The organism is Hyphomonas sp. (genome assembly GCF_046313735.1).
Lineage (GTDB): Bacteria > Pseudomonadota > Alphaproteobacteria > Caulobacterales > Hyphomonadaceae > Hyphomonas.
In genome coordinates this window covers 1-25282 of sequence record NZ_JBKBXW010000022.1, presented here as the reverse complement: position 1 = coordinate 25282, position 25282 = coordinate 1, and the positions used below count along the sequence as shown (strand labels likewise).

The 25282-nt window shown below is 66.3% G+C and carries 28 protein-coding genes; 8 read left to right on the top strand and 20 right to left on the bottom strand.

The window, feature by feature from the left end:
* Nucleotides 1–65: 65 nt before the first annotated feature.
* The 10 genes from ftsY to ACK4SV_RS11625 all read right to left on the bottom strand — a co-directional run bounded on the left by ftsY (nt 66) and on the right by ACK4SV_RS11625 (nt 8030).
* Nucleotides 66–1307, bottom strand: coding sequence for a signal recognition particle-docking protein FtsY (gene ftsY / locus ACK4SV_RS11670; protein ID WP_409918007.1), 1242 nt, complete (start codon nt 1305–1307; stop codon nt 66–68).
* Entirely contained in the window at nt 1304–2581 is a 1278-nt protein-coding gene (gene mtaB / locus ACK4SV_RS11665) for a tRNA (N(6)-L-threonylcarbamoyladenosine(37)-C(2))-methylthiotransferase MtaB (RefSeq protein ID WP_409918006.1), read from the bottom strand. The genes ftsY and mtaB overlap by 4 nt, the downstream gene beginning before the upstream one ends.
* Nucleotides 2582–2642: 61 nt before the next feature.
* Nucleotides 2643–3092, bottom strand: coding sequence for a hypothetical protein (locus tag ACK4SV_RS11660; RefSeq protein WP_409918005.1), 450 nt, complete (start codon nt 3090–3092; stop codon nt 2643–2645).
* A 91-nt stretch (nt 3093–3183) separates the two neighbouring features.
* On the bottom strand, nt 3184–3630 hold the full coding sequence (locus ACK4SV_RS11655; protein WP_409918004.1) for a hypothetical protein: 447 nt from the start codon (nt 3628–3630) through the stop codon (nt 3184–3186).
* 87 nt (nt 3631–3717) lie between these two features.
* Nucleotides 3718–4527, bottom strand: a complete 810-nt coding sequence (dapF, locus tag ACK4SV_RS11650; protein ID WP_409918003.1) for a diaminopimelate epimerase — start codon at nt 4525–4527, stop codon at nt 3718–3720.
* 76 nt (nt 4528–4603) lie between these two features.
* The gene (locus tag ACK4SV_RS11645) at nt 4604–5020 is read right to left on the bottom strand and encodes a hypothetical protein (protein WP_409918002.1); all 417 of its coding nucleotides are present in this window, start codon (nt 5018–5020) and stop codon (nt 4604–4606) included.
* Between the two features lie 31 nt (nt 5021–5051).
* Nucleotides 5052–6104, bottom strand: coding sequence for a MaoC family dehydratase (locus tag ACK4SV_RS11640; protein ID WP_409918001.1), 1053 nt, complete (start codon nt 6102–6104; stop codon nt 5052–5054).
* Nucleotides 6105–6162: 58 nt separating this feature from the next.
* The gene (locus ACK4SV_RS11635) at nt 6163–6432 is read right to left on the bottom strand and encodes a hypothetical protein (protein WP_409918000.1); all 270 of its coding nucleotides are present in this window, start codon (nt 6430–6432) and stop codon (nt 6163–6165) included.
* A gap of 94 nt (nt 6433–6526) precedes the next feature.
* On the bottom strand, nt 6527–6874 hold the full coding sequence (locus ACK4SV_RS11630; RefSeq protein ID WP_409917999.1) for an ArsC/Spx/MgsR family protein: 348 nt from the start codon (nt 6872–6874) through the stop codon (nt 6527–6529).
* Nucleotides 6875–7148: 274 nt separating this feature from the next.
* Nucleotides 7149–8030 (bottom strand): HpcH/HpaI aldolase/citrate lyase family protein, encoded by an 882-nt coding sequence (locus ACK4SV_RS11625; RefSeq protein ID WP_409917998.1) that lies wholly within the window; start codon nt 8028–8030, stop codon nt 7149–7151.
* Nucleotides 8031–8119: 89 nt separating this feature from the next.
* On the opposite strand from ACK4SV_RS11625, the gene ACK4SV_RS11620 reads away from it, so the two are divergent.
* Nucleotides 8120–9244, top strand: coding sequence for a serine hydrolase domain-containing protein (locus ACK4SV_RS11620; protein WP_409917997.1), 1125 nt, complete (start codon nt 8120–8122; stop codon nt 9242–9244).
* A gap of 143 nt (nt 9245–9387) precedes the next feature.
* Here ACK4SV_RS11620 and rarD read toward each other — a convergent pair whose 3' ends face one another.
* Nucleotides 9388–10296 carry an EamA family transporter RarD gene (rarD, locus tag ACK4SV_RS11615; RefSeq protein WP_409917996.1) on the bottom strand — a complete coding sequence of 303 codons (909 nt, stop codon included), beginning with the start codon at nt 10294–10296 and terminating at the stop codon, nt 9388–9390.
* Nucleotides 10297–10445: 149 nt separating this feature from the next.
* Between rarD and ACK4SV_RS11610 the strand changes: the two genes are divergently transcribed.
* Together ACK4SV_RS11610 and ACK4SV_RS11605 are read left to right on the top strand one after the other, a co-directional pair.
* Nucleotides 10446–11462 carry an aldo/keto reductase gene (locus ACK4SV_RS11610; RefSeq protein ID WP_409917995.1) on the top strand — a complete coding sequence of 339 codons (1017 nt, stop codon included), beginning with the start codon at nt 10446–10448 and terminating at the stop codon, nt 11460–11462.
* 155 nt (nt 11463–11617) lie between these two features.
* Nucleotides 11618–12322 carry a hypothetical protein gene (locus ACK4SV_RS11605; protein ID WP_409917994.1) on the top strand — a complete coding sequence of 235 codons (705 nt, stop codon included), beginning with the start codon at nt 11618–11620 and terminating at the stop codon, nt 12320–12322.
* 164 nt (nt 12323–12486) lie between these two features.
* On the opposite strand, the gene ACK4SV_RS11600 is transcribed toward ACK4SV_RS11605, so the two are convergent.
* Both ACK4SV_RS11600 and ACK4SV_RS11595 read right to left on the bottom strand, forming a co-directional pair.
* A complete protein-coding gene (locus ACK4SV_RS11600; RefSeq protein WP_409917993.1) occupies nt 12487–14949 on the bottom strand; it encodes a DNA translocase FtsK 4TM domain-containing protein in 2463 nt (820 codons plus the stop codon).
* Between the two features lie 195 nt (nt 14950–15144).
* A complete protein-coding gene (locus ACK4SV_RS11595) occupies nt 15145–16464 on the bottom strand; it encodes an ammonium transporter (RefSeq protein WP_409917992.1) in 1320 nt (439 codons plus the stop codon).
* 256 nt (nt 16465–16720) lie between these two features.
* Here ACK4SV_RS11595 and ACK4SV_RS11590 point away from each other — a divergent pair, with 256 nt between their 5' ends.
* A complete protein-coding gene (locus ACK4SV_RS11590) occupies nt 16721–17980 on the top strand; it encodes an FAD-dependent monooxygenase (protein ID WP_409917991.1) in 1260 nt (419 codons plus the stop codon).
* Here the strand turns inward: ACK4SV_RS11590 and ACK4SV_RS11585 are convergent.
* The 4 genes from ACK4SV_RS11585 to ACK4SV_RS11570 are packed head-to-tail and all read right to left on the bottom strand — an operon-like array spanning nt 17977 to nt 20154.
* Nucleotides 17977–18282, bottom strand: coding sequence for a gamma-butyrobetaine hydroxylase-like domain-containing protein (locus tag ACK4SV_RS11585; RefSeq protein WP_409917990.1), 306 nt, complete (start codon nt 18280–18282; stop codon nt 17977–17979). The two genes, ACK4SV_RS11590 and ACK4SV_RS11585, sit on opposite strands and share 4 nt — an antisense overlap.
* A complete protein-coding gene (locus tag ACK4SV_RS11580; protein WP_409917989.1) occupies nt 18279–18551 on the bottom strand; it encodes a Trm112 family protein in 273 nt (90 codons plus the stop codon). Before ACK4SV_RS11580 ends, ACK4SV_RS11585 begins: the two co-directional genes overlap by 4 nt.
* Nucleotides 18552–18565: 14 nt before the next feature.
* Complete coding sequence (locus ACK4SV_RS11575; protein WP_409917988.1) at nt 18566–19213, bottom strand: LON peptidase substrate-binding domain-containing protein; 648 nt, start codon at nt 19211–19213, stop codon at nt 18566–18568.
* 53 nt (nt 19214–19266) lie between these two features.
* Nucleotides 19267–20154 (bottom strand): tetratricopeptide repeat protein, encoded by an 888-nt coding sequence (locus ACK4SV_RS11570; protein WP_409917987.1) that lies wholly within the window; start codon nt 20152–20154, stop codon nt 19267–19269.
* 181 nt (nt 20155–20335) lie between these two features.
* Here ACK4SV_RS11570 and ACK4SV_RS11565 point away from each other — a divergent pair, with 181 nt between their 5' ends.
* Entirely contained in the window at nt 20336–20998 is a 663-nt protein-coding gene (locus tag ACK4SV_RS11565; RefSeq protein WP_409917986.1) for a LolA family protein, read from the top strand.
* A gap of 261 nt (nt 20999–21259) precedes the next feature.
* The gene (locus tag ACK4SV_RS11560) at nt 21260–22069 is read left to right on the top strand and encodes an exodeoxyribonuclease III (protein WP_409917985.1); all 810 of its coding nucleotides are present in this window, start codon (nt 21260–21262) and stop codon (nt 22067–22069) included.
* Nucleotides 22070–22227: 158 nt separating this feature from the next.
* Here the strand turns inward: ACK4SV_RS11560 and ACK4SV_RS11555 are convergent, their stop codons facing one another.
* Entirely contained in the window at nt 22228–22917 is a 690-nt protein-coding gene (locus ACK4SV_RS11555) for a response regulator transcription factor (RefSeq protein WP_409917984.1), read from the bottom strand.
* Between the two features lie 90 nt (nt 22918–23007).
* On the opposite strand from ACK4SV_RS11555, the gene ACK4SV_RS11550 reads away from it, so the two are divergent.
* Nucleotides 23008–23535: a L,D-transpeptidase gene (locus ACK4SV_RS11550; protein ID WP_409918051.1), complete on the top strand. Its 528-nt coding sequence runs from the start codon at nt 23008–23010 to the stop codon at nt 23533–23535.
* Between the two features lie 156 nt (nt 23536–23691).
* Here ACK4SV_RS11550 and ACK4SV_RS11545 read toward each other — a convergent pair whose 3' ends face one another.
* Nucleotides 23692–24354, bottom strand: a complete 663-nt coding sequence (locus tag ACK4SV_RS11545; RefSeq protein ID WP_409917983.1) for a YggS family pyridoxal phosphate-dependent enzyme — start codon at nt 24352–24354, stop codon at nt 23692–23694.
* A gap of 4 nt (nt 24355–24358) precedes the next feature.
* Here ACK4SV_RS11545 and ACK4SV_RS11540 point away from each other — a divergent pair, with 4 nt between their 5' ends.
* Nucleotides 24359–25003 (top strand): thiamine phosphate synthase, encoded by a 645-nt coding sequence (locus tag ACK4SV_RS11540; RefSeq protein WP_409917982.1) that lies wholly within the window; start codon nt 24359–24361, stop codon nt 25001–25003.
* On the opposite strand, the gene ACK4SV_RS11535 is transcribed toward ACK4SV_RS11540, so the two are convergent.
* Nucleotides 24986–25282 (bottom strand): NtrZ family periplasmic regulatory protein (locus ACK4SV_RS11535; protein WP_409917981.1); only part of this gene is annotated, 297 nt, incomplete at its 5' end. The two genes, ACK4SV_RS11540 and ACK4SV_RS11535, sit on opposite strands and share 18 nt — an antisense overlap.

Sequence of the window (25282 nt, the reverse complement as noted above, 5' to 3'; positions counted from 1 at the left end):
GCTTGCGGGATAGGAGGGGCCCATTGCGAAGCAATGGGAGGTGAGGGCCTCCCCCCAACCGCGATTTATCCCTTCACCCCCACCAACGCCCTCGCAAACGCCGCGGCAGAAAATGGCCGCAGATCCTGCGCCTGCTCGCCAATGCCGACAAAATGGATCGGCAGGTCATGCGCCTCGGCAATCGCCACCAGCACGCCGCCCTTCGCCGTCCCGTCGAGCTTGGTCATAACCAGCCCCGTCACGCCCGCCGTGTGCCGGAATGCCTCGACCTGGCCGAGCGCATTCTGGCCCACGGTCGCGTCCAGCACGAGGATGACATCATGCGGCGCTTCGGGGTCAATCTTCCTCACGACACGGACGACCTTGGCAAGCTCCGACATCAGCTCGGTCTTGTTCTGAAGCCGCCCGGCCGTATCGACCAGCACGAGGTCCAGATCCTCCGCCCGCGCACGTTCCACCGCGCCATAGACAAGCCCGGCGGCATCCGCGCCCGGCGCGCCATGCATGACCGGAATGCCCGCCCGCTCGCCCCAGACTTTCAGCTGCTCGATGGCAGCGGCCCGGAATGTATCGCCCGCCACCAGCAGCGCCTTGGCGCCCTGTTCCTGCAGTTTCGAGGCGATCTTTCCGATCGTCGTCGTCTTGCCCGACCCATTGACGCCCACGAACAGCACAATGCGCGGGCGCGGTCCGTCAGAGAAATCGACGACCTTCTCCCGTGGACGGAGGATCTCCTCGATCTCCTCGGCCAGCGCCAGGCGGATCTCGTCCGATGAAACCTCCCGGTCAAACCGCTCCTTGGCGATTCCCTTCGTAACGCGGGCTGCGACCTTCGCGCCCATGTCGGAGGTAATCAGCAGGTCCTGCAATTCCTCCAGCGTGTCATCGTCCAGCTTCCGGCGGCCGAGCGCGGTGATGCCTTCGGAAATCTTCGCGGTCGAGCGGGCAAGCCCCTGCCCCAGCCGGCCGAACAGGCCGGGGTCATTCGCTTCGGCCTCTGCTGCCAGCCGCGCGGCTTCTGCCGCTTCGGCGCGCAGGCGCTCATGCTCGCGGCGCTCTTCCAGAAGTTTCAGTTCAGCGGCAGCCTTTGCGCGGGCGGCTTCATCCTCCGCCTCCTGAGCAATCTGCTTTTGCCGCTCTTCCCAGGCGCGGTTGGCTTCCGCCACCTTCCGCTCGATCTCGGCCTTCTCCGCCGCCGCCGCTTCCGCCGCAGCACGCTCCTCGGCCGAAAGCTCCGGCGCGGGCATCTCGGCGCCGGCGGCTTTCACGTCGTCCAGTTTCTTTTTCTTGCCGAACCAGAGGATCATGCGAGGGGGTCTCCCAGAAGCTGTTTGCCGTCTTGGCCGGTGATCTGTACACGCATGGTCCGCCCGCCTTCGCCCGTATCGCGCGCGAGCTTCACCTGAGTGAAATCCGAAAGCCGCGCCGCCGTACCACGCTCCACCAGCGCCTCGCGCACTGCGCCGACATGGCGGGCAAAATGCCGGGCCAGCGCCGCCTCCCCCGCCGCGCGCAGCCGCGCCGCGCGTTCGCGGATCACGGGCTTTGCCACTTGCGGCATCTTCGCCGCCGGCGTGCCAGGGCGCGGGCTGTAAGGGAACACATGCAGGAATGAAAGGCCACACTCCTCCACAAGGCGCACCGAGTTTTCAAACTGCGCCTCGGTCTCGGTCGGGAATCCGGCAATAATATCCGCCCCCAGAGCAATCTCCGGCCGGATGGTTCGCAGCTGATCCGTCAGCTGAATGGCCGCCTCGCGCGCATGGCGCCGTTTCATCCGCTTAAGGATCAGATTGTCGCCATGCTGCAGGGACAGATGCAGGTAAGGCGCCACGCGGGCCTCGCCCATCGCCTCGATCAGCGCCTCATCCATCTCGATCGCATCAATCGAGGAAATGCGCAGGCAGTTCAGCTCCGGCACGAGTTTCAGGATACGCTGCACGAGGTTGCCGAGCTTCGGCTCCCCCGGCAGGCCCGCGCCCCAGCTCGTCAGGTCCACGCCCGTCAGCACCACTTCATGATGCCCGCTCGCCGCCAGCGCGCGCACCTGCGCCACCACCTCGCCGGCCGGCACGGAGCGCGAATTGCCCCGCCCATACGGGATGATGCAGAAGGTGCAGCGATGGTCGCATCCCGTCTGCACCTGCACATAGGCGCGCGCCCGCCCCTCCATCCCGTCGATCAGGTGCGCGGCGGTCTCGCGCACGCTCATGATATCATTGACGCGGACTTTTTCCTCGCCGCCCAGGAGGTCCGCCGGCGCCCAGGTCTCGGCCTGCATCTTCTCGTGATTGCCGATCACGCGGGTCACTTCCGGCATCGAAGCGAACATCTCCGGGTCGGTCTGCGCGGCGCAGCCTGTGACGATGATCGGCGCACCAGGGTTCTCCCGCGCTGCCCGGCGGATCGCCTGCCGGGCGCCCCGCACGGCCTCCGATGTCACCGCGCAGGTGTTCACGATAATGGCCTCGCCGAGCCCCGCCTCCCGCGCATGGCGGCGCATCACCTCGGACTCGTAGGTGTTGAGGCGGCATCCGAGGGTAATCACCGCCGGGCCGGCAGGGGGGGATGTTTCAGGCATCAGCGCGCTGAAATCGCCCTGAAGCGCCGAAAAAGCAAGCAGGCGGCTGGAATGCGCGCCTTCAGGGCGCGGTGCAGCTGCCCATGCGGTGGCCGAGAAGGATCCCTTCCACCTGCAGCTCCACGTCCTCGTCGCCGCCCCCGATCCAGAAGCGGCCAGCGAAGTGATCGCGCCGGTCGTTGGTCAACATGAGCGCAGAACCGGACATCGGGATGCCTTCCAGCACGCATGTCAGGCCCACTTCGAGGCTGTAGGGCATCTCGCCCAGCGGCGTACCGGTACATCCGTCGATCACCAGCATGCCGGCATCCAAGTGAACCTCATCATCCTGCATCCAGCACTCGGTGATCGAGTCATGTATCGGCGGCTCGCTGAACGCCCGTCCAGACGCCCATCCTGTCGTGCATATGTCCGTCGATAGCGTCCAGCGGCCCTTTTCGAGGGTCAGCCCCTCGGCTGCGGCGGCTCCCGCCAGCACCAGGACAGGAAAGAGAAATATCAGTCTGCGCATACAGGAGCCATCCTACATTATTGGCCTGCCCACACTGGAGGCACCCGCGTCTGGGCGCAAGATTCCCATGCGCCACCTTTCAGACGCCCCCTCAACAGGCCCCGTTGCGGCGCCCCATTATGATCCCGTCGGAGCGTACTGTGGTGCTGTAATCAGCACTCTTCAGCCAGTAGCGCGCGCTCAGCATGTTGCGCGCCTTGTTGGTTGTCATCAGAATTGCGCCATCCATGTCGAGGCCGTCGATGACACAGACCATCTGCAATTCGATCAGATAGTCCGTGCGCACGCTGCCCCGGTCCAGCACCCGGCAGTCCGGTGACACCACCATGGACTCGTCGATCACAACTTCCTCATCCAGCCTCCAGCATTCGGTGACGGTCTCGCTGTCGGATTCCTCATCGAGCAGCCGGCCGCCTTCCTCGATGGTCAGATAGAAGTCGGACGTCATCGTCCACTCCCCCTTCTCGAGAATGATCTGGTCCGCAGATGCGGCGCTGGCCAGGATGACAAGGCTGGCAAGGATTGGGATCGGCCGCATCTGCAATGTCCTCCACAGTAGTAGGAACATGTTGCGCCGGGCCGCCCGCCAGCGCAACGCCCCCGATCATGGAGGCAGTGGGCGCAATCAGATCTGCGCCTCGAATTCCAGCTCCACCGGTCCGGTCATGTAGACATGGTCGTCGCTCTCGCGCCAGTCGATGGTCAGGTCCCCGCCATCTAGGACGAGCCGCGCCTTGCGCCCGGTCAGCCCGGCCCGCGCGGCGCAGACAAGCGCTGCGCACGCCCCGGTGCCGCAGGCTTTCGTCAGCCCGGCCCCGCGCTCCCAGACGCGCAGGCGGATCGTCTCGCGGTCGATCACCTGCGCAAAGCCCACATTCGTGCCTTGGGGAAACAGCGGATGCCACTCCACCAGCGGCCCGATGGCCGGGATGTCATAGGCGTCCAAATCCCTGACGAAGAACACCGCATGCGGATTGCCCATCGAGACGACCGCCGGGCGCGCAAGGATCGGCGCATCGATCGGCCCGATCTTCACGTCCACGCCGCGCACATCCATCTTCTCCGACAGGGGGATGTCCTCCCAGCCCATCAGCGGCGAGCCCATATCCACCGTGATCAGGCCGTCCCCGGCCCGGAAGGCGCGCAGCATGTCGGCCTCGGTCTGGATGGTCACCCGGTCCTTGCCGGTCTCCTCCAGCATCAGGAGGCCCACACAGCGCGTCGCATTCCCGCAGGCGGAGACCTCCGTGCCATCGGAATTCCAGATCCGCATGAACACGTCCTTGCTGGCGTCGCGCTCCATCGCGATCACCTGGTCCGCCTTCAGGTCGGCGGCAATCGCGCGCACTTGATCTGGCGTCGGGGAGAACGGCGCCGAGCGTGCGTCAAAGATCGCAAAGGCGTTACCCGCCCCGTTCATCTTCCAGACTTTCATGGCGGCGTCTCCATCCCCATTCCCCTCAGGCCCATTCCGCTCAGGCCCATTCCCCTCAGGCGGGAATCCCCACGCCCTAGCGCGGCACCCGCATGGACACAACCCAGCCCGAGGCCTGCACGGCCAGCGCGGTCAGAAGCACCAGCGGCATCAGCTTGTGATCCACCATCAGCGCGATGACCACCGCCGCGATGCACACATAGTCCACGAGATCGCTCGACATCAGCCAGCCCATCGGCGTGCGCGCCCGGCGCACATCCAGCAGCGTCACATTCCGCCAGGTGCGGCCCATATCCGGCGGCCCGAACACGGCGAGCACCTGCCTGGCATCGAGGAACCCTGCCATCTCCGCGAGGTCCTGCAGCCGCGCCTCGCCCTGCGCGATCATCCGCTTGCGGCTGGAGGTGCCGAGCAGGCTGACAATCGCCGACAGGATCACGCCCAGCGCGACCGCAAATTCGGTAAACCCGGAATAAGGAGGATAGCCGCCCATCGCAGCGATATAGGAAGCCGGGAGGCGTTCGTCAGCGGGCCCGCGGAATCGCCGCCCAATAGTCGAAATCGAGCAGCACGGCCGGGTCATACTTGCCGGCCGAATCCTTCCAGGCGAAGGCGCCCGGATCGGTATCCTTCACCGCCACGAGCCGCAGGCGCAGCGCCCCGCAGGTCTCCGACAGCTCCGCCTTATCCAGCACTTCGCTCCACGCATAGATCGTGTCCCAGGCAAACAGCGGCCCGGCATGGGTGCCGCCATTGATCGCGAGGATCTGCCCGGCATTGCCCAGCCCGTTGAACGCCAGCGAGCGCGCAATCGAGATCACCACCCCGCCATAGACCAGCCGCTTGCCGAACCGGCTCTGCTTCTGGCCATGGAAATCGAAATGCACCTTGGCTGTGTTCTGGTAGAGCCGCGTCGCGGTCTGGTGCTCGGCTTCCTGCACGGTCATGCCATCGACATGGTTGATCCGCTCGCCGATCTCATAGTCTTCCAGCACATGCCGGCTGCCCGAGGCCGCAAAATCCCATTCCTTCATGGCCGGATACCCTGCCAGCGCCAAAGCGGGCACCGCTTCCCGCAATTCCGGCACCACGGTCTCCGCCGATGGCGTTTCCGGATCGCGCTTGTTCACCATCACCCAGCGCACATAGGAGAGCACTTCCTCTTCCCGCTGGTTCAGCCCCGTCGTGCGCACCCAGACAACGCCTGTGCGCCCGGTCGAATTCTCCTTGCGCCCAATCACCTCGGAAACTGCCCGCAGCGTATCGCCCGGCATCACGGGCCGCAGGAACCGTCCATCGGCATAGCCAAGGTTTGCCACCGCATTCAGCGACACATCCGGCACCGTCTTGCCGAACACCACATGGAAAGCGTGCAGCGGATCAATGCACAGGCCCGGCAGGCCGGCGGCCTTGGCAAACTCGGCGGAGGAATACTGCGCATACCGCCCGCCCGTCAGCGCCCGGTAGAGCGCCACATCCCCCTCGGTCAGCGTCTGGGGCGTCGCGTGCACCAGCGTCTGGCCGGGGCGGAAATCCTCGAAGAAATTGCCGGTATTGGATTTGACACTCGCGCTCATGCTGCTCTGGCCCTGCCCTCTGATACTCTCGGGGCGAGCCTCTAGCGCGCCTCGCGCTTCAACTCCAGAAGCGTTCGGGCACACCCAGCACGGTTTGTGCCATCAGCGCCAGATGCGGCCCTGCCGCCTCGAAGGCGGACGCGACGAAAGGCAGGCTCACCATCGCCAGCACCAGCGCCGCCAGCGTGCCGGCCATCACCTTCTGGTCGCGCCGCTCGGAAAATTCCTCGAACGCGCGGCCCCCGGCGATCAGCCAGGGCAGGCCGAACGCGGCAAAAGCGGCAAAGGCGAGCAGAAGCCCGGCGAAGATCAGCGAAACGAGGACCATGCTCTGCTTATCGCAGGCGAGGCCTGATATGGGCCTTACGGATTCGATGAAATTTCACCGAACTCCGCGCCCATCTGCCGTAATTGCAGCAGGATCAGACGATTTCAAGCAACCGGTCATTCGGCCGGCCCAGCACGGCCTTCTTGCCGTTGATGCCGATGGGCCGCTGGATCAGCTTCGGGTTCTCCGCCATCGCGGCAAACACATCCTCATCCCCGGCGCTCTCGGAGAGCCCCGCAGCCGCTGCATCCTTCTCCCGCAGGAACACGCGCGGGCTGACCCCGCCCATCTTCTTCGCGATGTCCTTCAGCTCCTCCACCGACAACCGCTCCGCCGCACTCATATATTTGCGCACCTGCGGCGCCACCCCATTGGCCTGCAGGAGCTCGAGCCCCTTCTTCGAAGAGCCGCAACCGGGATTATGGATGAGGATGTATGGCATGGGAGGCTCCTTGCTGGTTTGAACCGGGAATTAGGCGAGCGCGGCCCCGTGTCGAGTCGCTCCGGAAAGACCCTCACCTCCCACCGCCTCCGGCGGCGGGCCCCTCCTCTTCCACTTTGTGGGAGAGGGGTTAAGTGGCACCCCTGACCCCTCTCCCGCTCGCGGGAGAGGCTGCGAGGGATCAGCGTTTGCATTGCAAACGCCCCGAGCAGGCCCATTGCGCAGCAATGGGAGGTGAGGGCGCCCGAAGGGCGAAAAGCGGTGAGGGCCTACCCTACCCCGCCAAAGCCCTTATCGCCTCATCCATCGCCACGATCCGCCGCGCCTCTTCCAGGTGCAGCAGCTCCGTCATCTTGCCGTTCACTTTCAGCACGCCCTTGCCCGCATTGGCCGGGTCGGCAAACGCCTCGATCACGGCTTTCGCCTGTTCCACATCATGCCCGCTTGGCGCGAAGATGCGGTTGGCGTCTTCCAGCTGCGAGGGGTGGATCAGCGTCTTGCCGTCGAACCCGAGGTCGCGCCCCTGCTCGCATTCGGCGCGGAAGCCGTCCTCATTCTTGATGTCGTTATAGACCCCGTCGATCGCCACCAGCCCATACGCCCGCGCCGCCGCCACGCTCAGCTGCAGCGCCGCCTGGAAGGCGAGCCGGTCCGGCGTCATCCGCGCGCGGTAATCCTTGGCAAGGTCATTCGTGCCCATCACGAAGGTCGTCAGCGGCGAGCCGATGGAGGCGGCGGCAATCTCGCGGATGTTGAGGATCGCCAGCGGCGTCTCGATCATGATCCACAGCGCAAAGCCCTCCGGCGCGCCCGCGCTTTTCAGCGCCGCTTCCAGCCGCTCTACGTCGCGGGCCGACGTCACCTTCGGCGCCAGCACGGCGGCTGCGCCCGAAGCCGCCGCCATCGCAAGGTCCGCCCGGCCCCATTCGGTGTCGAGCCCGTTCATCCGCACGACCATCTCGCGCTTGCCATAACCGCCCGCCGCCAGCGCCGCAGCCACCGCGCCGCGCGCGTCTTCCTTCGCCTCTGGGGCGACCGCGTCCTCAAGGTCGAGGATCAGCGTATCGGCGGGCAGGTCGCGCGCCTTTTCCTGCGCGCGGGCATTGGCGCCCGGCATATACAGGCAGGACCGGCGGGGACGATGCAGGCTGGACATGGGCGGAGCGCTCCTTGACGGGTTGACCGGTTACGGGCGAGGGGTGACCTGTTTCAGCCGTGAAATCAATGCGGCGAGGAGAGGCAGCGATGAGCCAAGTGAAGATCTCCGGCCATGTCGCCCCCGGCTTCGAGCCGGTGATGGACGCCTTCGCCGAGAATTTTGCGACACGCGAGGAGCATGGCGCCGGCTTTGCCCTGCGCATCGAAGGCGAAACCCTCGTCAATATCTGGGGCGGCTGGGCCGACCGCGCGCAGGAACGCCCCTGGGCCGAAGACACGATCCTGCCGATCTACTCCACCACCAAGGGCATCTCCGCGCTCATCGTGGCCATGGCCGTCGATGCGCTCCCCGCAGGCTATGAAACCCCCGTCGCCGATGTCTGGCCGGAATTTGCTGCAGAGGGCAAAGCCGCCGTCACGATCGGCGAAATGGTCAGCCACCAGGCCGGCCTGCCCGGCTTCGCCGAGGAGATCGACCCCGCCCTCTGGCTCGACCCGCCCGCCTGCGCCGCCGCCCTCGCCGCCCTGCCCCCGATGTGGCCGCCGGGCAGCGCCCATGGCTACCACCCCCTCACCTGGGGCTACCTTGTCGGCGAAGTCGTCAAACGCATTACGGGACGCAGCGTCGGCGCGATCCTGCGCGAGGACATCTGCGGTCCTGAAGGTATCGACTTCCGCATCGGCACACCGGAGGCCGAAACTGCCCGCATCGCCGACATGCTGCGCCCCAAGGCCCTGGCCAAGTTTGGCACGGTCACACCGGAGCGCCGCGCCGCCTTCGTGTCAAAATGGGCCGCGCCCGACCGCGGCGGCGCCGCATGGCGCGAAATCGAGATCCCTTCCGCCAATGGCCACGGCACCGCCCTCGGCGTTGCCCGCCTCTATGAAGCCTATGCCCGCGAAGGCCGGATCGGCGACAAGACCCTGTTCAGCCGTTCGGCCCTCTACGCCCTCCTCGCCCCCCGCGTGGACGGGCCGGACCTCGTCCTGCCCATGCACACGCGTTTTGGCGCCGGAATCATGCTGAACGAGCACGGCTTCTTCGGCCCGAACCCTGAAACGGCCGGCCATTGCGGCTGGGGCGGCTCCATGGCCATCGCAGACCCGGCCCGCGAACTGGCGGCCGCCTATGTCATGAACCGGCAGAGCCCGTCCCTCGTCGGCGATCCCCGCGCCGTGCGACTCGTTTCAGCAGTTTATGGTTGCCTTTGAATTCTGCTGTATTTACTACAGATTACGGCGCGCGGCTTGCAACTGCCCGGATGGCCGGAAACTTCCGTCCATCATGCCTAGCCTTCAAGAGCGGTCTCCCGGCCCCCGCCGGAACCGCTCTTTTTTTGCCTGAAGACCGCAGCTCAGGCCGGCCGCGCCGTCCGCGCCAGCCGCCGCGCCTTGGCGTCCCCCATCAGGCTGTCGGCGGTAAACACCACCAACGCCGCCCAGATGAAGGCGAACGCGGCCCCATGCACCAGCCCGAACGGCTCGCGGAAGACCATCACCGCGATTCCAAACTGTATCGTCGGCCCGATATACTGCATCATCCCGATGGTGGAGAGCTTCAGCCGCTTGGCCGCCAGCGCATAGAGGATCAGCGGCACCGCCGTGATCGGCCCCGCTGCCATCAGGAGCGCGATGTCCCAGCCGCCCCCGCCCATCCAGCGCCCCTCCGGCGTATTCGCAAACCATGTGAGCCAGATCAGCGCGACCGGCGCCAGCAGCGCCACCTCCACGAGGAACCCCGCCCGGCTGTCGATGGCCACCTTCTTCCGGATCACCGAATAGCACGCGAATGTCAGGCACAGCACCAGCGCCACCCAGGGCAGCCGCCCGAAGGCCAGCGCCAGCACACCGACCCCCACCGCCGCAATGCCCACCGCTACCCACTGCGCCGGGCGCAGCTTCTCGCAAAAGATCAGCATCCCGAACAGCACATTGACCAGCGGATTGATGTAATACCCCAGCGAGGCTTCCATCGTGCGGCCCGCATTCACCGCCCAGATATAGATCGCCCAGTTCGCCCCGATCAGCAGGCCCGACAGCGCCAGCCAGCGGATATGCGCGCCCGAGAACGCCGCCTTCACATCCTTCCAGTTCGCCGCCACCGCAATGAACAGGATCGCCGTCGGCACCGACCAGATCACCCGGTGCGCGAGCAGCTCCACCGCCCCGATATGCTGCATCGCCCGGATATAGAGCGGCAGGCTCCCCCAGATGAGGTAGGACAGGAGGGCGGCAGGAAAGCCAAGGCGGAGCGCAGCGTTCATGCGCGGCGCTATACGCCTGCCCTGAAATCCGCGCCACCCGCTTCCTGCCGTCGGCCCGAAAGGCAGAGTTCCTGCCCCGGCGTCAGCCCCTTCCCCTCGCCCCGCGCGGCGCTAGGGTGCATCCAGACCCCTGCTTCGAGGACCCCGCCATGAAACACCGCCGCCTTGGCAAGAGCGCCATCTACGTCTCCGACATCTGCATGGGCACGATGACCTTCGGCACCCAGACGGACGAAAAGGAAGCCTTCCGCATTCTCGATGCCAGCCTCGATGCCGGCATCAATTTCTTCGACACCGCCGAAAACTATCCCGTCCCGCCCGACCTCAAATATGGCGGCCTGACGGAGGAAATCTTCGGCCGCTGGATGAAGACAAAGGACCGCGACGCGATCATCCTGGCCACCAAGGTCTGCGGCCCCTCCCATGGCTGGATCAAGGGCTCCCAGCGCGCCGGCATGACCGCGCTCGACCGCCACAATATCCGCCGCGCCGTCGAAGCGAGCCTCACCCGTCTGCAGACGGACTATATCGACCTCTACCAGACCCACTGGCCCGACCATGGCACAGACTTCGACGAGACGATGGAAACCCTGGACGAGCTTGCCCGCGAGGGTCTCATCCGCATTTCCGGCTGCTCGAATGAAGACGCCTGGGGCCTGATGAAATCCATCGAGGCTTCAAGCCGGCTCGGAACGATCCGTTACCAGACGATCCAGAACAATTTCTCCCTCAACAATCGCCGGTTCGAGGACGCGCTGTCAAAGATCTGCCTGCGCGAAGGCGTCAGCCTCATCCCTTATTCTCCCCTCGCCGGCGGCGTGCTCTCGGGCAAGTATCAGGGCGGTGCGACGCCCGAAGGCGCGCGTTTCTCGCGCTATATCGGCCTGGGTGGGCGGCATGTTTTGATGACCCAGCGCTTCGTAAACGAGCGCTCCCTCGCTGCCACCGCGCGCTATATGGACATCGCAAAGGAAGCCGGCATGAGCCCGGTGACGCTCGCCACCGCCTGGTCGAAGCAGCATGATTTTGTTGCCTCCACCATTGTCGGTGTCTCTGCCTTTGATCAGCTGGCGGACATTCTCGCCGCGGCCGATCTTGTCCTTCCTGCCGATGTCATGAAGGCGTGTGACAAGGTCTCGCAGGACATCCTCTACCCCATGGGCTGAGGCGCGCAGCACCCCTGCAGGCCACAAAAGTCTGCGGGGTTCGCGAGGCTCTATCCTCATCCTTCGCTCGGCAATGTCTCAATAGACTCAAGCACTTCGCCGCTTTGCAGAAATATTTATCCGACCGGGTCCGCGCCGGGGGTAGCCTCGCGGGCATGACTTTCACGCCGGTCCACCTCTTCCTGCTGCTGATGGCGAACTGGCCGCGCGCAAAACGACTGGTGGACTGGGCCGTCAGTGTGCTGAAGCTCGACGAGGACGGGCGCGCCGAACGCTGGCGCCTCAACGAGGCTGCCCGCATCCTCCGCCCGGCCGAATCCCTCGTCCGCCGGATGCTCGTCATCCTCGCCTGCCAGCGCCTGCTCTCAGATCCGCCCGCCCTTGCCGCCTCCCCCGCGCGGGCCGGCCAAAGAAATCAGTCTGCGGATGGGCCTGTACGCCCGCCCTTCCTGACCTTCTCTCTGCTCGATCCCGCCCTGTCCTTCCGGACAGAGCCGCCCGCGCCCCGGCCTACCGTCTGGCCCAGCATCTGGTCACCCGGCCAGGTCCGGGTCGAAAACCTCGATGTCACCGGGCCGGACCCTCTGGAACGCATCGACGCCGCCGGCTTCCTCGCCCGCGCAAAACGCCTCGCCGCAGCCCTCGCGGACCCGGACCCCTTCACCGCCCGCCTCGCCCGCTGGCTCTCCCGCGCCCGCGCCGCCCCGCCACACGAAATCCGCCGCCGCCTCCCCATCCGCCCGGCGGGCTACATTCCGGGCCGGCATTCGGCCGCCCTCGACAGCGTAAACCGCTCCTCCCTCACCTATACCCATTGGGGCGCCGAGGCCGCCCTCAGCGGCCTCTGGAACTCCTCCTGAAGCGGATTGAGGTCAGATAATTCGTCTACGGAAGGCTCATCCTGAGCGAAGTCGAAGGACGAGCCGGAGGCCATCCCTGCCGCCCGCCCATCCTTCGACTTCGCTCAGGATGAGCTCGTATTGCTACTGAGTTCGTGTGCGACAAGCACGCAGCACAGCCGCCCTCAGGCTGCGCTCGCCTTGCCGCCGCCGAGCACTTCGCGCTTGCCGGCATGGTTGGGCGCAGAGATGACGCCCTCTTCCTCAAGCCGGTCGATGAGGCCGGCCGCCTTGTTATAGCCCACTTTCAGGCGCCGCTGCAGGTAGGAGGTCGAGGCCCGCTGGTCGCGCACGACGATCTGCACCGCCTGCGCAAACAGTTCCTCATCCTCATCGCCATTGCCGCCGCCGGTGCCGAGGATCGCGTCCATCACCGCCGAGCCGCTGGAGCCTTCCTCCGGCGATTCGAGAATATCCATCACATAGTCCGGCTCGCCCTGGCTGCGCAGCCAGTCGGCCACCGCGCCGACATCCTCATCCGACACAAACGGCCCGTGCAGGCGCTGGGATTTCTTGCCGGGCGCCTGATACAAGAGGTCGCCCATGCCCAGCAGCTGTTCGGCGCCCTGCTCGTTGAGGATCGTCCGGCTGTCCACCCGGTTGGTCACCATATAGGAAATCCGTGTCGGGAAGTTCGCCTTGATCGTGCCGGTGATGACGTCCACGGACGGTCTCTGCGTTGCGGTGATCAGGTGGATGCCCGCCGCCCGCGCCATCTGCGCCAGGCGCTGCACGCAGGCCTCGACCTCCTTGCCCGCCACCAGCATCAGGTCGGCCATCTCGTCAATGACGATCACGATGTTCGGAATATGATCCGTCGGCAGAAGTTCGGTCTCATAGACCGGCTTGCCGAACTCGTCATATCCGGTCGGGACCTTCCGGGTCATCTCTTCCCCGGCGCTGCGATATTTCGCGGCCTTCTCATTATAGCCCGCCAGGTTGCGTACCCCGGCCTTGGACATCAGCTCATACCGGCTGTCCATTTCCCGCACAGCCCATTTCAGCGCGTTCACCGCCTTGTCCGCCTCGGTCACCACCGGTGCGAGGAGGTGCGGGATATTGTCGTATACGGACAGTTCGAGCTTCTTCGGGTCGATCATGATGAAGCGGCACTGTTCCGGCGTATGCCGGTAGAGCAGCGACAGGATCATCGCATTGACGCCGACCGATTTGCCCGAACCCGTCGTGCCCGCGATCAGCAGGTGAGGCATCTTGGCCAGGTCCACCACCGTGGGCACCCCGCCGATATCCTCGCCCAGCGCCATCGGCAGGCTCGCCCGCGTTCCGGAATAGGCGTCGGCTTCGAGCAGCGAGCGCAGGTACACCGTATCGCGCTCCTCATTCGGAAGCTCGATGCCGATGGCATTCTTGCCGGGCACCACCGCCACGCGGGCAGACACCGCACTCATCGAGCGGGCAATGTCATCGGCCAGCGAAATCACGCGGCTCGATTTCACCCCGGGCGCCGGCTCCATCTCGAACAGGGTGATCACCGGGCCGGGGCGCACTTCCTTGATCCGGCCCCGGATGCCGAATTCCTTCAGCACTTCGGACAGGCGCGCGGCCTTGGCGATCAGGGCGTCCTCGTCCACCGCCTCGCGGCGCTCTTCGGGTTCCTGCAGCAGGTCCATCGAGGGCAGCCGTGTCGACATTCGCCGGGCCGCGGTCACACGCGGCGCGCCTGCGCGCTGCGCCGATGGCGGCCGGGCAAAGCGCGGCGGCGGCGCAGGCCGGCTGTCATCATCCTGGTCGTTCGCCGCCTCGAAGCCGGCCTCGTCCTCGTCTTCATCCTCGTCCCAGCGGGCGTCATACCCGTCCTCATCCTCATCATCGGAGGGCAGGTAACGGGAGGTCGGCACATAGTCCTCGTCCGACTTGATGATCAGCGTCCGGCTCGGGCGTTCCTCCGGCGCGTGGGTCTCTTCCTTGGCGTTGGACAGTTTCTGGCCCATTCGGATCAGCAGGCCGCCGGCCCCGGCGGCGCTGAGCGCCATCCGCCGGCTGCTGCGCGCAGCTGTTTCCTGCAGCAGCACCGCATCGCGCTTTCCAAAGCCCAGCGCCGACAGCGCCGCCCACAGCGCGGCCCCGCCCAGAAGGAACCCGGCCCATACATCCGGGGTCGGCAACATCAGCGCCCGGAACGGGAGGACAGACAGGTGAAACAGCCCGTCACCGAACATGCCGCCGAGCCCCGCGCTCAGCGGCCAGCTCTCCGGCACCGGCCAGGCGGCAAAGCAGGCCGCCGACAAGGGCACGGCCACAAAGCCGAACACCCAGCGGCGCACGCGCGGCTGCCCGACCAGCACGGCCCGCATGGCCCCGCCGATCATCAGCGCCACCCCGGCGATCCAGCCGGACCAGCCAAGGGTCTGCCGGGCAAGGTCTGCAAACACTGCCCCCGGCTGGCCGAACAGGTTCTGGACGGCCGCATTGGTCGCCGCATTCCAGCTGGGATCGGTGGGGGCATAGGAGCCCACCGCGCCGCACACGAACACCCCGGCCGCAAAGGCGGCAGCGCCCGTCAGAATCCGCCACACCGGGTCGCTGACGGTGCGCAGTTCTGGCTCGCGGCTGGCATAATCTGTCATCTTCGAGGGCGCTCCGGTGTCGCTGGATCGGGACCTGCACCATCGGTCCTTAGCCTTAACACCCGGCAAACGAAGCCGTTAAAAATCGCAGAGATTGCTTCAGCTGCAGGCCTGCCCTGCCCTTGTGGGCAAACGGAAAAACCCCGGCGGATCGCTCCGCCGGGGCTGTTTGTCCTGTGGAATTCCGGTTACCGCTCAGCGGCTGGAGAAATCCGGATAGGCTTCCAGGCCGATCTCTGCCCGGTCCAGGCCAAGCTCTTCATCCTCTTCACTCGGGCGCAGGCCCAGCGTGAATTTCAGCGCCATCCAGAAGATCGCCGAAGTGACGACAACCCAGACGGCGACCACAACGATCCCGACCAGCTGGCCGACGATGGTCGCATCGCCGTTCGAGATGACAACTGCAATCGTGCCCCAGATGCCGCACACAAGGTGGGCCGGGATCGCGCCGACGACATCGTCGATCTTGAACTTGTCGAGCAGCGGCACCGTGAGGACAACCAGCACGCCGCCAACGGCGCCGATGAGAACAGAGAGACCCATCGACGGGGCCAGCGGTTCTGCGGTGATCGAGACGAGACCGCCGATCGCGCCGTTGAACACCATCGTTGCATCGACCTTGCCCTTATAGAGGATGGCCGTGAGGATCAGCGCGCCGAGGACACCGCCGACAGCGGCCATGTTGGTGTTGGCGAAGATCTTCGAGACGTTGTTGATGCTCTCAGCCGTGCCGGCCGCAAGCTCGGAGGCGCCATTGAAGCCGAACCAGCCGAACCAGAGGATGAAGGTACCCAGCGCAGCCAGCGGGATGCTGGAGCCGGGCATCGGGTTCACCTGCTTGCCGAAATACTTGCCCTTGCGTGCGCCGATGATGAGGGCGCCGACGAGAGCCGCCCAGCCACCTGTCGAGTGCACGATGGTCGAGCCGGCAAAGTCGGAGAAGCCCCATGTTTCAGAAAGGTAGCCGCCGCCCCAGGTGATGCCGGCGACGACGGGATAGATGAACGCGGTCAGAACCGCAGTGAAGATCAGGAAGGGGAACAGCTTGACCCGCTCTGCCACCGTGCCCGAGACGATCGAGGCACAAGTCGCCACGAATACCATCTGGAAGAACCAGTCAGAGGCCGGGGCATAGCCTGCCTCGTCCTCGATCGAGGTATCGGCAGTGTCCCATGGGCCGGGGGTCGTGCCGATGAAGTCGAACAGGAACGCGCCGGGATAGGCCATGTTGTAGCCGACGACCCAGAACATCAGGCCGGCAACAGCGAACAGCGAGACGTTCTTCGTCACCTGCATCGCGGCGTTCTTGGAGCGCACGAGGCCAGCCTCGAGCATACAGAAGCCGGCCGCCATGAACATGACGATGAGGCCACCGATCAGGAACAGGTAGCTGTTGTCGACATAGGAGCTCGCGCTCCCTGCGACCGCTTCCTCAAGCGCGGCGAGGCGCTCGGCGATATCGCCTTCCTGTGCATACGCCATGCCCATCGTGAGCAGTGACAGCGGTGCTAGCATGGCCCCGCGGATCCATCGTCCAGTCAATCGGCCCATTGGCCCCTCCATGTTACTTGCGTTCTCGACACGCAGAGCCCGGGACCCCCCGCGCTCTCCCACGGCGATATGATTGCCTCTGCCCGGAAAAGTCGCACTCGACGCAGCGGCGCTCCCGCAAACCCGCGCCCGCTGACCAAATGTTAAGCATGGTTGCGGCCAATCGCCCAAAGGCTCGCCAGTGCTGGACCTTCTGAGGCCCCGGGGCTACCTCAGACACATGTCTGAAACCGAGGCCTCGCCCCCTGAAAGACACTCCGGCAGCCCGGCACTCGAGGCCTGCCTTGTAATCGCCGGGGCAGGCCCGGTGGGCACCGCATTGGCCGTTCTAAGCGCAAGGGCCGGTGTGCCCACGGTGCTCATTGATGCGCGGCCGGAAACCGGTGAAGCTGCAGCAGACACGCGGAGTTTCGCGATTGTGCGGGGCAGCTGGCGGCTTCTGGGCCGGGCAGGCGTGCATGATGACCTCGCCGGACTGACCGAACCGCTGAACGTTCTTGAGGCAGTTGATGGCGGCACCCATTGGTTTGGCGCGCCGCAAGCCGCCTTTACCCGGGAAGACCTGCCGGACCCGGAGGGTGAGCCGCTGGGAGAGCTGGTGCCCGCGCGCGCGCTTCAGGCCGCGCTCGACCGGCAGGCAGGGGCCACCGAAGGACTCCTCTGGCTGCGCGGCGCCCGGTTTTCAGGCTGTGAGGCCGGCCCGGCGGGAACGTCGGTCACGCTGGAAGATGGCTGCACGATCCGCGCGGCGCTGGTGGCTGCGTGTGACGGCTTTCATTCGGCTGTCAGGCAAGCGTCCGGCATCCGCACCGAGGGGCGCAGCTATGGCAAGTCGGTGTTCGCGGCGGATGTGAAACTCACCCGCCCGCATGGCGGCATTGCCCGGCAACTGTTCACGCCCGAGGGGCCGTTTGCCACCCTGCCCTTGCCGGACAACCGCGCAAACCTTGCCTGGTATATGAAATCCGGCGCCGCCGAGACGCTGGCGAAGCGGCCGAAGGAAGAGATCGAAGCCGAGCTGAATGCCCGGTTTGCAGAATTTGCCGGGCCGATGGTGCTGGACGGACCGCCGCTGGCCTATCCGCTGGTGCTGCAGATTGCGGAGGACATGATCGGCCCACGTGTCGCCCTGCTAGGAGATGCTGCGCGGCGGATCAACCCGCTGGCAGGCCAGGGCCTGAACCTTGGCTTCAAGGATGCGGCCGCGTTGATCGATGTGATCCTCGAGGCGCGGGAAACGGGCCTCGACCCCGGGAGCGAGACCGTGCTGGCGCGTTACCGCGAATGGCGGCGCTTTGATGCGGCGGCAACGGCGCTGTTCATGGACGCGCTCGACCGGGCCTTCTCGAACGACAACATTCTCTTGAAGCCGGCGCGCGCGCTTGCGATGGCGGCGGCAAGCCGGATTGCGCCGCTGCGCCAGATGCTGGCCCGGCAGGCGAGCGCCGACCAGGACCATCTGCCGAGCCTGATGCGTTAATCCCCGACCGTCAGGGAGCGGAGTATATTCCAGGTGTAGAGGCCGCTGGAATGGCCGTCGGAGAAGAAGAGGCGCAACGCATAGCGCCCGACCGGTTCGGCCTTCAGGATACGGATGTCTTCGGGCACGGTTGGCGGGGGCGGTTTCGGGCCGCTGCCATGACCCTGAACCTCAGCTGACGGACTTTCGAGGCGCAGCGTGCGATAGGACACGCGCCCGGAGGCGCCATCATCGAACTCGGCGAGGAGCTCCTGCGCGCCGGCGCGGAAGGTGAGACGCGTGGGCCAGGACTGCCGGCTCATGGCGCGCCAGCCCCGTCATCTGTCTTCGGAGTATCCGGAGGGGCATCTTCGGGCGCTTCGAGATCGCGGGCCTCTTCCGGCAGCATCACCGGAATGCCACCGCGAATGGTGTAGGCGAGACCGGCGGATTTCGACACAAGTTCGCTCCGTATACGGTCATAGGCGAGCGGCTTGCGCGTATGCGGGCAAATCAGGATTTCGAGGAGGCGCGGATCCACCCCTGCCGGGGGCAGGACCGGATCATCGGTGTCGCGTGCGTCTGCAGCCATCAGGCCTGCCTCCCCTACTGGACCGGGCCGGGGCCGCCGGGGGCAGCGCCGAACTCGAGAAGGGTCGTCAGCGCAGAGGCGCGCGCGGCAAGGTCCGGCGCTTCCAGCAGCGCCTGTTTTTCCGCCGGCGTAAACGGGCAGCCGGTCGCGAGGGCGTGGACGATGGTTTCAAGGCCGGCATCTTCCATGGCCGACCAGTCCGCCTCCAGACGGTTCTGGGTCGCATAGTCGCGGAAGGCGCGGATAAGCGCGCGGCGCTCGCCCTCTGGGCCGTCCGCAGGCGGATCAAGGTCGCCGGCATAGGCCGACCAGTTCGGCACTACCTGCCGGTAGGGCGTGGTGACATCGAGTTCCCGGGCGGCCGCGAAGCGGCAAATGCCGGTGAGGGTGATGATGTATCGGCCATCCGGGGTTTCGGCATAGCTGGTGATGCGGCCGGCGCAGCCGACATCGGCGAGTTCCGGCGCATGGCGCGGGCCACCGAAGGACTGGACCATGCCGATCAGCCGGTGGCCGCGCATCGCATCATCGATCATGTTGAGATAGCGCGGCTCGAAAATGTTGAGCGGCAGCTGCCAGCGGGGGAAGACCAGCGCGCCGGGCAGCGGGAACACGGCCAGCGCATCGGCCGGAAGGTCGGATGTCTTGCGGTACTGCGCCATGGCGGTCCTCCCTTCCCCGGCCTGCCCCGGCGCGGGGGCGGTGCGGTTTGGTGTCAGGCGAACATCAGCGAGGCGAGCCGGCGGCGGCCCTCTATGGTGACCGGATCGGTGGCACCTGCGGCTTCGAAGACCTGCAGGAGTTTCTCCTTTGCCTTGCCGCCTTCCCAGTCGAGCTTGGCGCCGAGGATGATCAGCAGATGATCCGCAGCCGGACCATAGCGGCCAGCGGCGGCATATTGCTCGGCCAGCTCGTAGCGTTTGGCGTGATCGTCGGGGGCGGCGCTGACAGCGGCGAGGGCTTCATCGAGCGCGCTCGGCGGAGCGGCATCGGCCATCATGGCGATGGCGGTGCGCACGCCCTTGATGGCGGAGTCGTTCTTCTTGTCCTCGGGCACCATGGCGAGGGTCGCCTCGGCGCGTTCCTTGTCGCCATTGGCGAGGTAGCAGCGGGCGAGGCCGGCAATCGCGGCGAGGTTTTCCGGGTCTTCCTGGATGATCGCGGCATAGATCTCTGCAGCGAGGGCGATGTCACCGGCCTGGCTGGCGGCTTCGGCCTGGGCGAGGGCTTCGGCGATCACCTCGGCGCTGTCGGTGCCGGTCAGCAGTTTCTCGACAAAGGATTTGACCTGGCTTTCGGGCAGCGCGCCGAGGAAGCCATCGACCGGCCGGCCCTTGTCGAAGGCATAGACGGCCGGGATGGAGCGCACGCCGAGCTGGCTGGCATAGGCCTGGTGTTCCTCGGTATTGATCTTGACGAGCTTGACCGCGCCTTTCTTGGCCTCGACCGTGCGCTCGAGGATGGGGCCAAGCGTGCGGCACGGGCCGCACCAGGGCGCCCAGAAATCGACGATAACCGGCTGTGTCATCGAGGCTTCGACGACATCGGCCATGAAATCCTTGTCCGTGCTGTCTTTGGTATGCTGGAGGCCGGCGGTGCTCATGTCAGACGTGTCCCTGAATTTCCTTGCCCGAAGATGGGGCGCGAGGCCTGTGAGCGCAAGCCGGTTTGCCGGGACGGTCGTAGCCGCCGCCACATGAAAATCCGCTAACAGCCCTGTTTAGGCCCGGTTCAGCCGCCTAAGTGTAGCGCTGACACGTCTGGTCATAAGGAGGCCAACGAACATGATGAATCTTATCGCTCCGATGGCGGCAGCCGCCGCGCTCTTCGCCGGCGTCCCGATGCTGCCGGCCCTGCAACAGACGGCCGCTGTCCCGGTGGCTGCCTCCCCGGTTGCCGCAGCCCAGCTGAGCGGTGCGGAGCGCGCCCGGATGCTGACCGAGGCCGCTTCGGCGCTGAGCGCCGTGCGCACCGCGCGCGGCAAGTTCGAGCAATACTCGCCGGACGGATCCTATTCCACGGGCCAGTTCGCGATTTCGCGGCCTGGCCGGGTGCGGTTCGACTATGACGACCCTGTGCCGCTGCTGCTGGTCAGCGACGGGACGACGGTTGCGCTGCAGGACCTCGACCTCGAGACGACCGACCGGGTGCCGCTGGCCTCGACGCCGCTGTCGATCCTCCTGTCCGACCGGATCGATTTCGAGCGGCAGGCGGAAGTGACCGATGTGCGGGTCAATGGCGACCAGCTGAACATCACCGTGCGCGACCGCGCCGGCGAGATGGACGGCACGCTGACCCTTGTGCTGGCGGCGGGCGACAAATCGCTGATCGGCTGGCGCACGGTGGACGGCAATGGCGGGCGCACGTCTGTGATGCTGAACGGGGTGGAGACGGGCATCCGCCTCAATCCGCGCCTGTTCATCCTGCGGGACCTGGACAATCGCTGAGGCGCGCCGGGTACGGGTATTGGGCCGGAGGTATGCAATTACGTCGAGTTAACTTGCTGAATCCGGCCCGGCGTGACATAAATGCCACTATCGATGGGACAGAAACCTCGCGCAGCATCGACCCCCCGCTGTGAACCCACTGCCCGATCGAACCGGATGCCCTGTCGTCCGGAACAAAGATGCGAATTGCCGCGTCCGGCGCGCCCGAACTCCCCGCGTTCGGGCGCGTTGACGTTTGGGGGCAAGCTGCTAGCCAGAGGCATGGCCCCTCCCCTGAAAATCGTCAGCTGGAACATCAACTCGGTGCGCCTGCGTGCGCCCAATGTCGAAACCTTTGTTGCGGCCGAACGGCCCGATGTCGTCTGCCTGCAGGAGACGAAATGCCAGGACGGGGAATTCCCGCTGAAGGCCTTTCGCGAGATGGGCTTGCCGCATGTGGTGATGCGCGGCCAGCGGGGCGGACATGCGGGCGTGGCGATTGCCTCGCGCCTGCCGCTGGAACTGGTCGACATGCCCGACCTCTGCCGGGAGGGACAGGCGCGCACGATTGCCGCGCGGCTGCCGTCTGGGCTTGAGGTGCACAATATTTACCTGCCGGCGGGGGGCGATATTCCGGACCCGGCGGCGAATGAGAAGTTTGCCCACAAGCTCGATTTCCTCGAGCGGCTGGGGCCCGGCTACAAGACGCTGAAAAAGGGGGTGAAACGCATCCTGGTCGGCGATCTCAATGTGGCGCCGCACGAGAATGATGTCTGGTCGCACAAGCAGCTCCTGTCCATCGTCTCGCATACGCCGGAGGAGACCGAGCGGCTGGAGGCCTCCCGCAAGGCCGCCGCCTTCCATGACATTGCGCGCCTCGCCGTGCCGGAGACGCAGAAACTCTATACATGGTGGAGCTACCGCGCAGCGGACTGGGCGGCCTCCAACCGGGGCCGGCGGCTGGACCATATCTGGGCGAACAAGGCGGCGCTGGAGGATGTGAAGGTGGAAAGCTACCGCATCCACCTCGCCTGGCGGGGCGGATGGAAACCATCGGATCATGCGCCGCTGAGTGTTGAGGTGAGCGGTTGACACCGGGGGCGATGGCGCGCACAGCAACTCCGAGCTCATCCTGAGCGAAGTCGAAGGATGGGCCCAGCCGGGCTGTCCCGCGCCCCGGCTCGTCCTTCGACTTCGCTCAGGATGAGCCTTCGGTTATGCGCAGGATGAGCCGCTCAAGAGGGCGGCGCTCAAGGCCGCAGCCGGTAGCCGCCGGCGTCTGTCAGGAGGAGCTGGGCGTTGGAGGGGTCGGGTTCGACCTTCTGGCGGAGGCGGTAGATGTGGGTTTCCAGCGTGTGGGTGGTGACCGCAGCGTTATAGCCCCAGACTTCGGTGAGCAGGGTTTCGCGCGGGACCGGCTTGCCGCCGGCGCGGTAGAGGTATTTCAGGATTTCGGTTTCCTTCTCCGTCAGGCGGATGCGGCGGCCTTCCTTCGTGCGCAGGACCTTGGTGGAGGGGCGGAACTCGTACGGACCGATCTCGAAAGTGGCGTCCTCGGTTTGCTCGAAGGCGCGCAGCTGGGCGCGGACGCGGGCGAGCAGCACCGACACGCTGAACGGCTTGGTGACATAATCATTGGCGCCGGCATCGAGCCCGGTGACGGCATCGGCCTCGCCCTTGCGGCCCGTGAGCATGATGACGGGAATGCGGATGCCCTGCTCGCGCATCCGGCGGGCGACTTCATGGCCGGTGAGGCCGGGCATGTCGACATCAAGGACGACGAGATCGACGCGCTCGGAGGTGAGCCGCGCGAGGGCCTCATTGCCATCGGCGGCGGTGAGGACCACAAAGCCATCACTGAGCTCGAACTGCTCGGCGAGGCTATCGCGAAGGTCTGCCTCATCATCGGCGATGAGAATGAATTTCCGGCCGGTCGTCATGCGCGCCTCATGCTGGCGGAGGGGTTTTCCCACTCTATATATGGGGTGAACCCGCCTTAGGCGAAACCGGCGGGCTGATCCAATAACAGGATCGGGAGGTGGCCCCTGCCAGCGGATTTTACGGCCCATGCCGATGGGCGCCTTGAGGGCGCGGGGATTTCCTGCCGCTGCGCGCTCGGCCGGAGCGGGATTGTGGCGGCCGATGAGAAGCGCGAGGGCGACGGGGCTTCGCCCGCGGGCGACTGGAAGGTGCGCCGCGTCTGGTACCGGGCCGACCGGGGGCCGGCGCCGGAGACGGGACTGCCGGTCATTGCGCTGCGGCCCGAGGATGGCTGGTGCGACGCGCCGGAAGACCCGGAGTATAACCGCAGGGTGCCCCTGCCCTACCGCGCGCGGCATGAACGGATGTGGCGGGAGGACGGGCTCTATGACCTGGTGGTCGAGCTTGGATATAATGACGACCCGCCGGTGCCTGGACGGGGCAGCGCGATTTTCCTGCATGTGGCGCAGGAAGATTATACGCCGACCGAGGGCTGTGTGGCGGTGAGCGCGGAGGACCTGCGGGCCGTGCTGAAGCAGCTCGGCGGGGGCAGCCGGATCCGGATTTTGGGGGGTTAGTGGCCTGCGTTTTTTTAAGGCTCACCCTGAGTGACCCAGTACTCATCCTGAGCGAAGTCGAAGGATGGGCCAAGCAGAGGTGCCCCGCGCCCCGGCTCGTCCTTCGACTTCGCTCAGGATGAGCCTTCTACAGTACATAGGATGGACGCGGATTTGTCAGGACCGCTCGCCGAAGAGCGCGGTGCCGACGCGGACATGGGTGGCGCCGTAGCGGGCGGCGAGGCAGTAGTCTCCGCTCATCCCCATGGAGAGCTGGGCGAGGCCATAATCGCGGGCGATTTTTGCCAGGAGGGCGAAGTGCGGGCCTGCCGGCTCATCGGCCGGGGGGATGCACATGAGGCCCGTGATCTCAAGGCCGGCTTCCTCGCGCGCATGGCGCAGCAGCGCGCCGACGCCCTTGGGCGCAATGCCGGCTTTCTGGGGCTCCTCGCCTGTGTTGACCTGGATCATCAGGCGGGGGCGGCGGCCCACCTTTTCCATGGCGGCGGCGAGGGCGCCTGCCAGTTTTTCCCGGTCGAGCGTCTGGATGACATCGAACAGGCGGACGGCATCTTCCGACTTGTTGGACTGGAGGGGGCCGATGAGGTGGAGTTCGAGATCCGGATACGCTTCGCGGCGGGCCTGCCAGTGGCGCTGGGCTTCCTGGACGCGGTTCTCGCCAAAGACGCGCTGGCCGGCGGCGAGCATCGCCAGAATCGCCTCGTCGGGCTGGGATTTGGAGACGGCGATGAGGACCGGCGCAGGGTCATGCGCCTCGGCAAGTTCTGCGAGCAGCGCGGCGCGCCGATTGGCAAGGGCGTCGTTCAGGCTATCAGTCATAATGATGAGCGAAGAACCCCAAACCGGCGCAAGGCGCAAGGCGGCGCGCGCGGCGCGCGAGGCCGGCCGGCACCTGCCCGCCGGTTTGCCGCCGGCTTTTTTCCTGACAGACCCGGCCCGGACGCCGGACCCGGCGGCGATTGCTGCCGGCCTGCCGCGCGGCTGGGGGGTGATCTACCGGCATTTCGGGGCGCCGGACCAGGAGGCGGCGGCGCTGGAATTGGCAGCGGCCTGCCGGGCGCGGGGCCTGGTGCTGCTGATCGGGGCGGATGCGCGGCTGGCGATGCAGGTTGGCGCGGACGGGGTGCACTGGCCCAGCCGGCTGGCGGGAGCGGCCCGGCGCTGGGCCGGGCGGTTCGGGATGCAGACCGCGAGCGCGCATGGGCGGGCGGAGCTGGCGCGGCTGGCGGGGTTGCCGGTTGAGGCGGCGCTGGTCTCGGCGGTGTTCCCGTCCGCGAGCCCGAGCGCGGGGGCGGCGATGGGCCCGCTGCGGCTGCGGCAGCTCGCGCGGCTGAGCCCGGTGCCGGTCTATGGCCTCGGCGGCGTTAACGCTGACAATGCCCGCCGAATCAGCGGGTTTGCGGGGCTGGCCGCAATCGAGGGATGGCGATGTTTCGGGGGGCAGCCCGCTTCAGAAGCGGAAAGCTGACTTCAGCCGGATGCCGGCTTCGACGTCCGAATTGTCCCAACGGCGGGAGGAGTCCACCTCATCGGTGCCGAAGCGGACTTCGCCGCCGACCGAGAGGCGGGGCGTGATGCGGAAGCTGGCGCCGGCCTGGACTTCCTCGCGCGGCAGGGGCGTTTCGCCGGTGCGCGTCACCTTGTCGAGGCTGAGCTGCCAGCGGGAGTTCTGGCCGATCTGGACCGAGAAATCATGGTTCGGCTCTGCCTGCCATTCGAGGCGGGATTCAGCGGGCCGGCCTTCGGA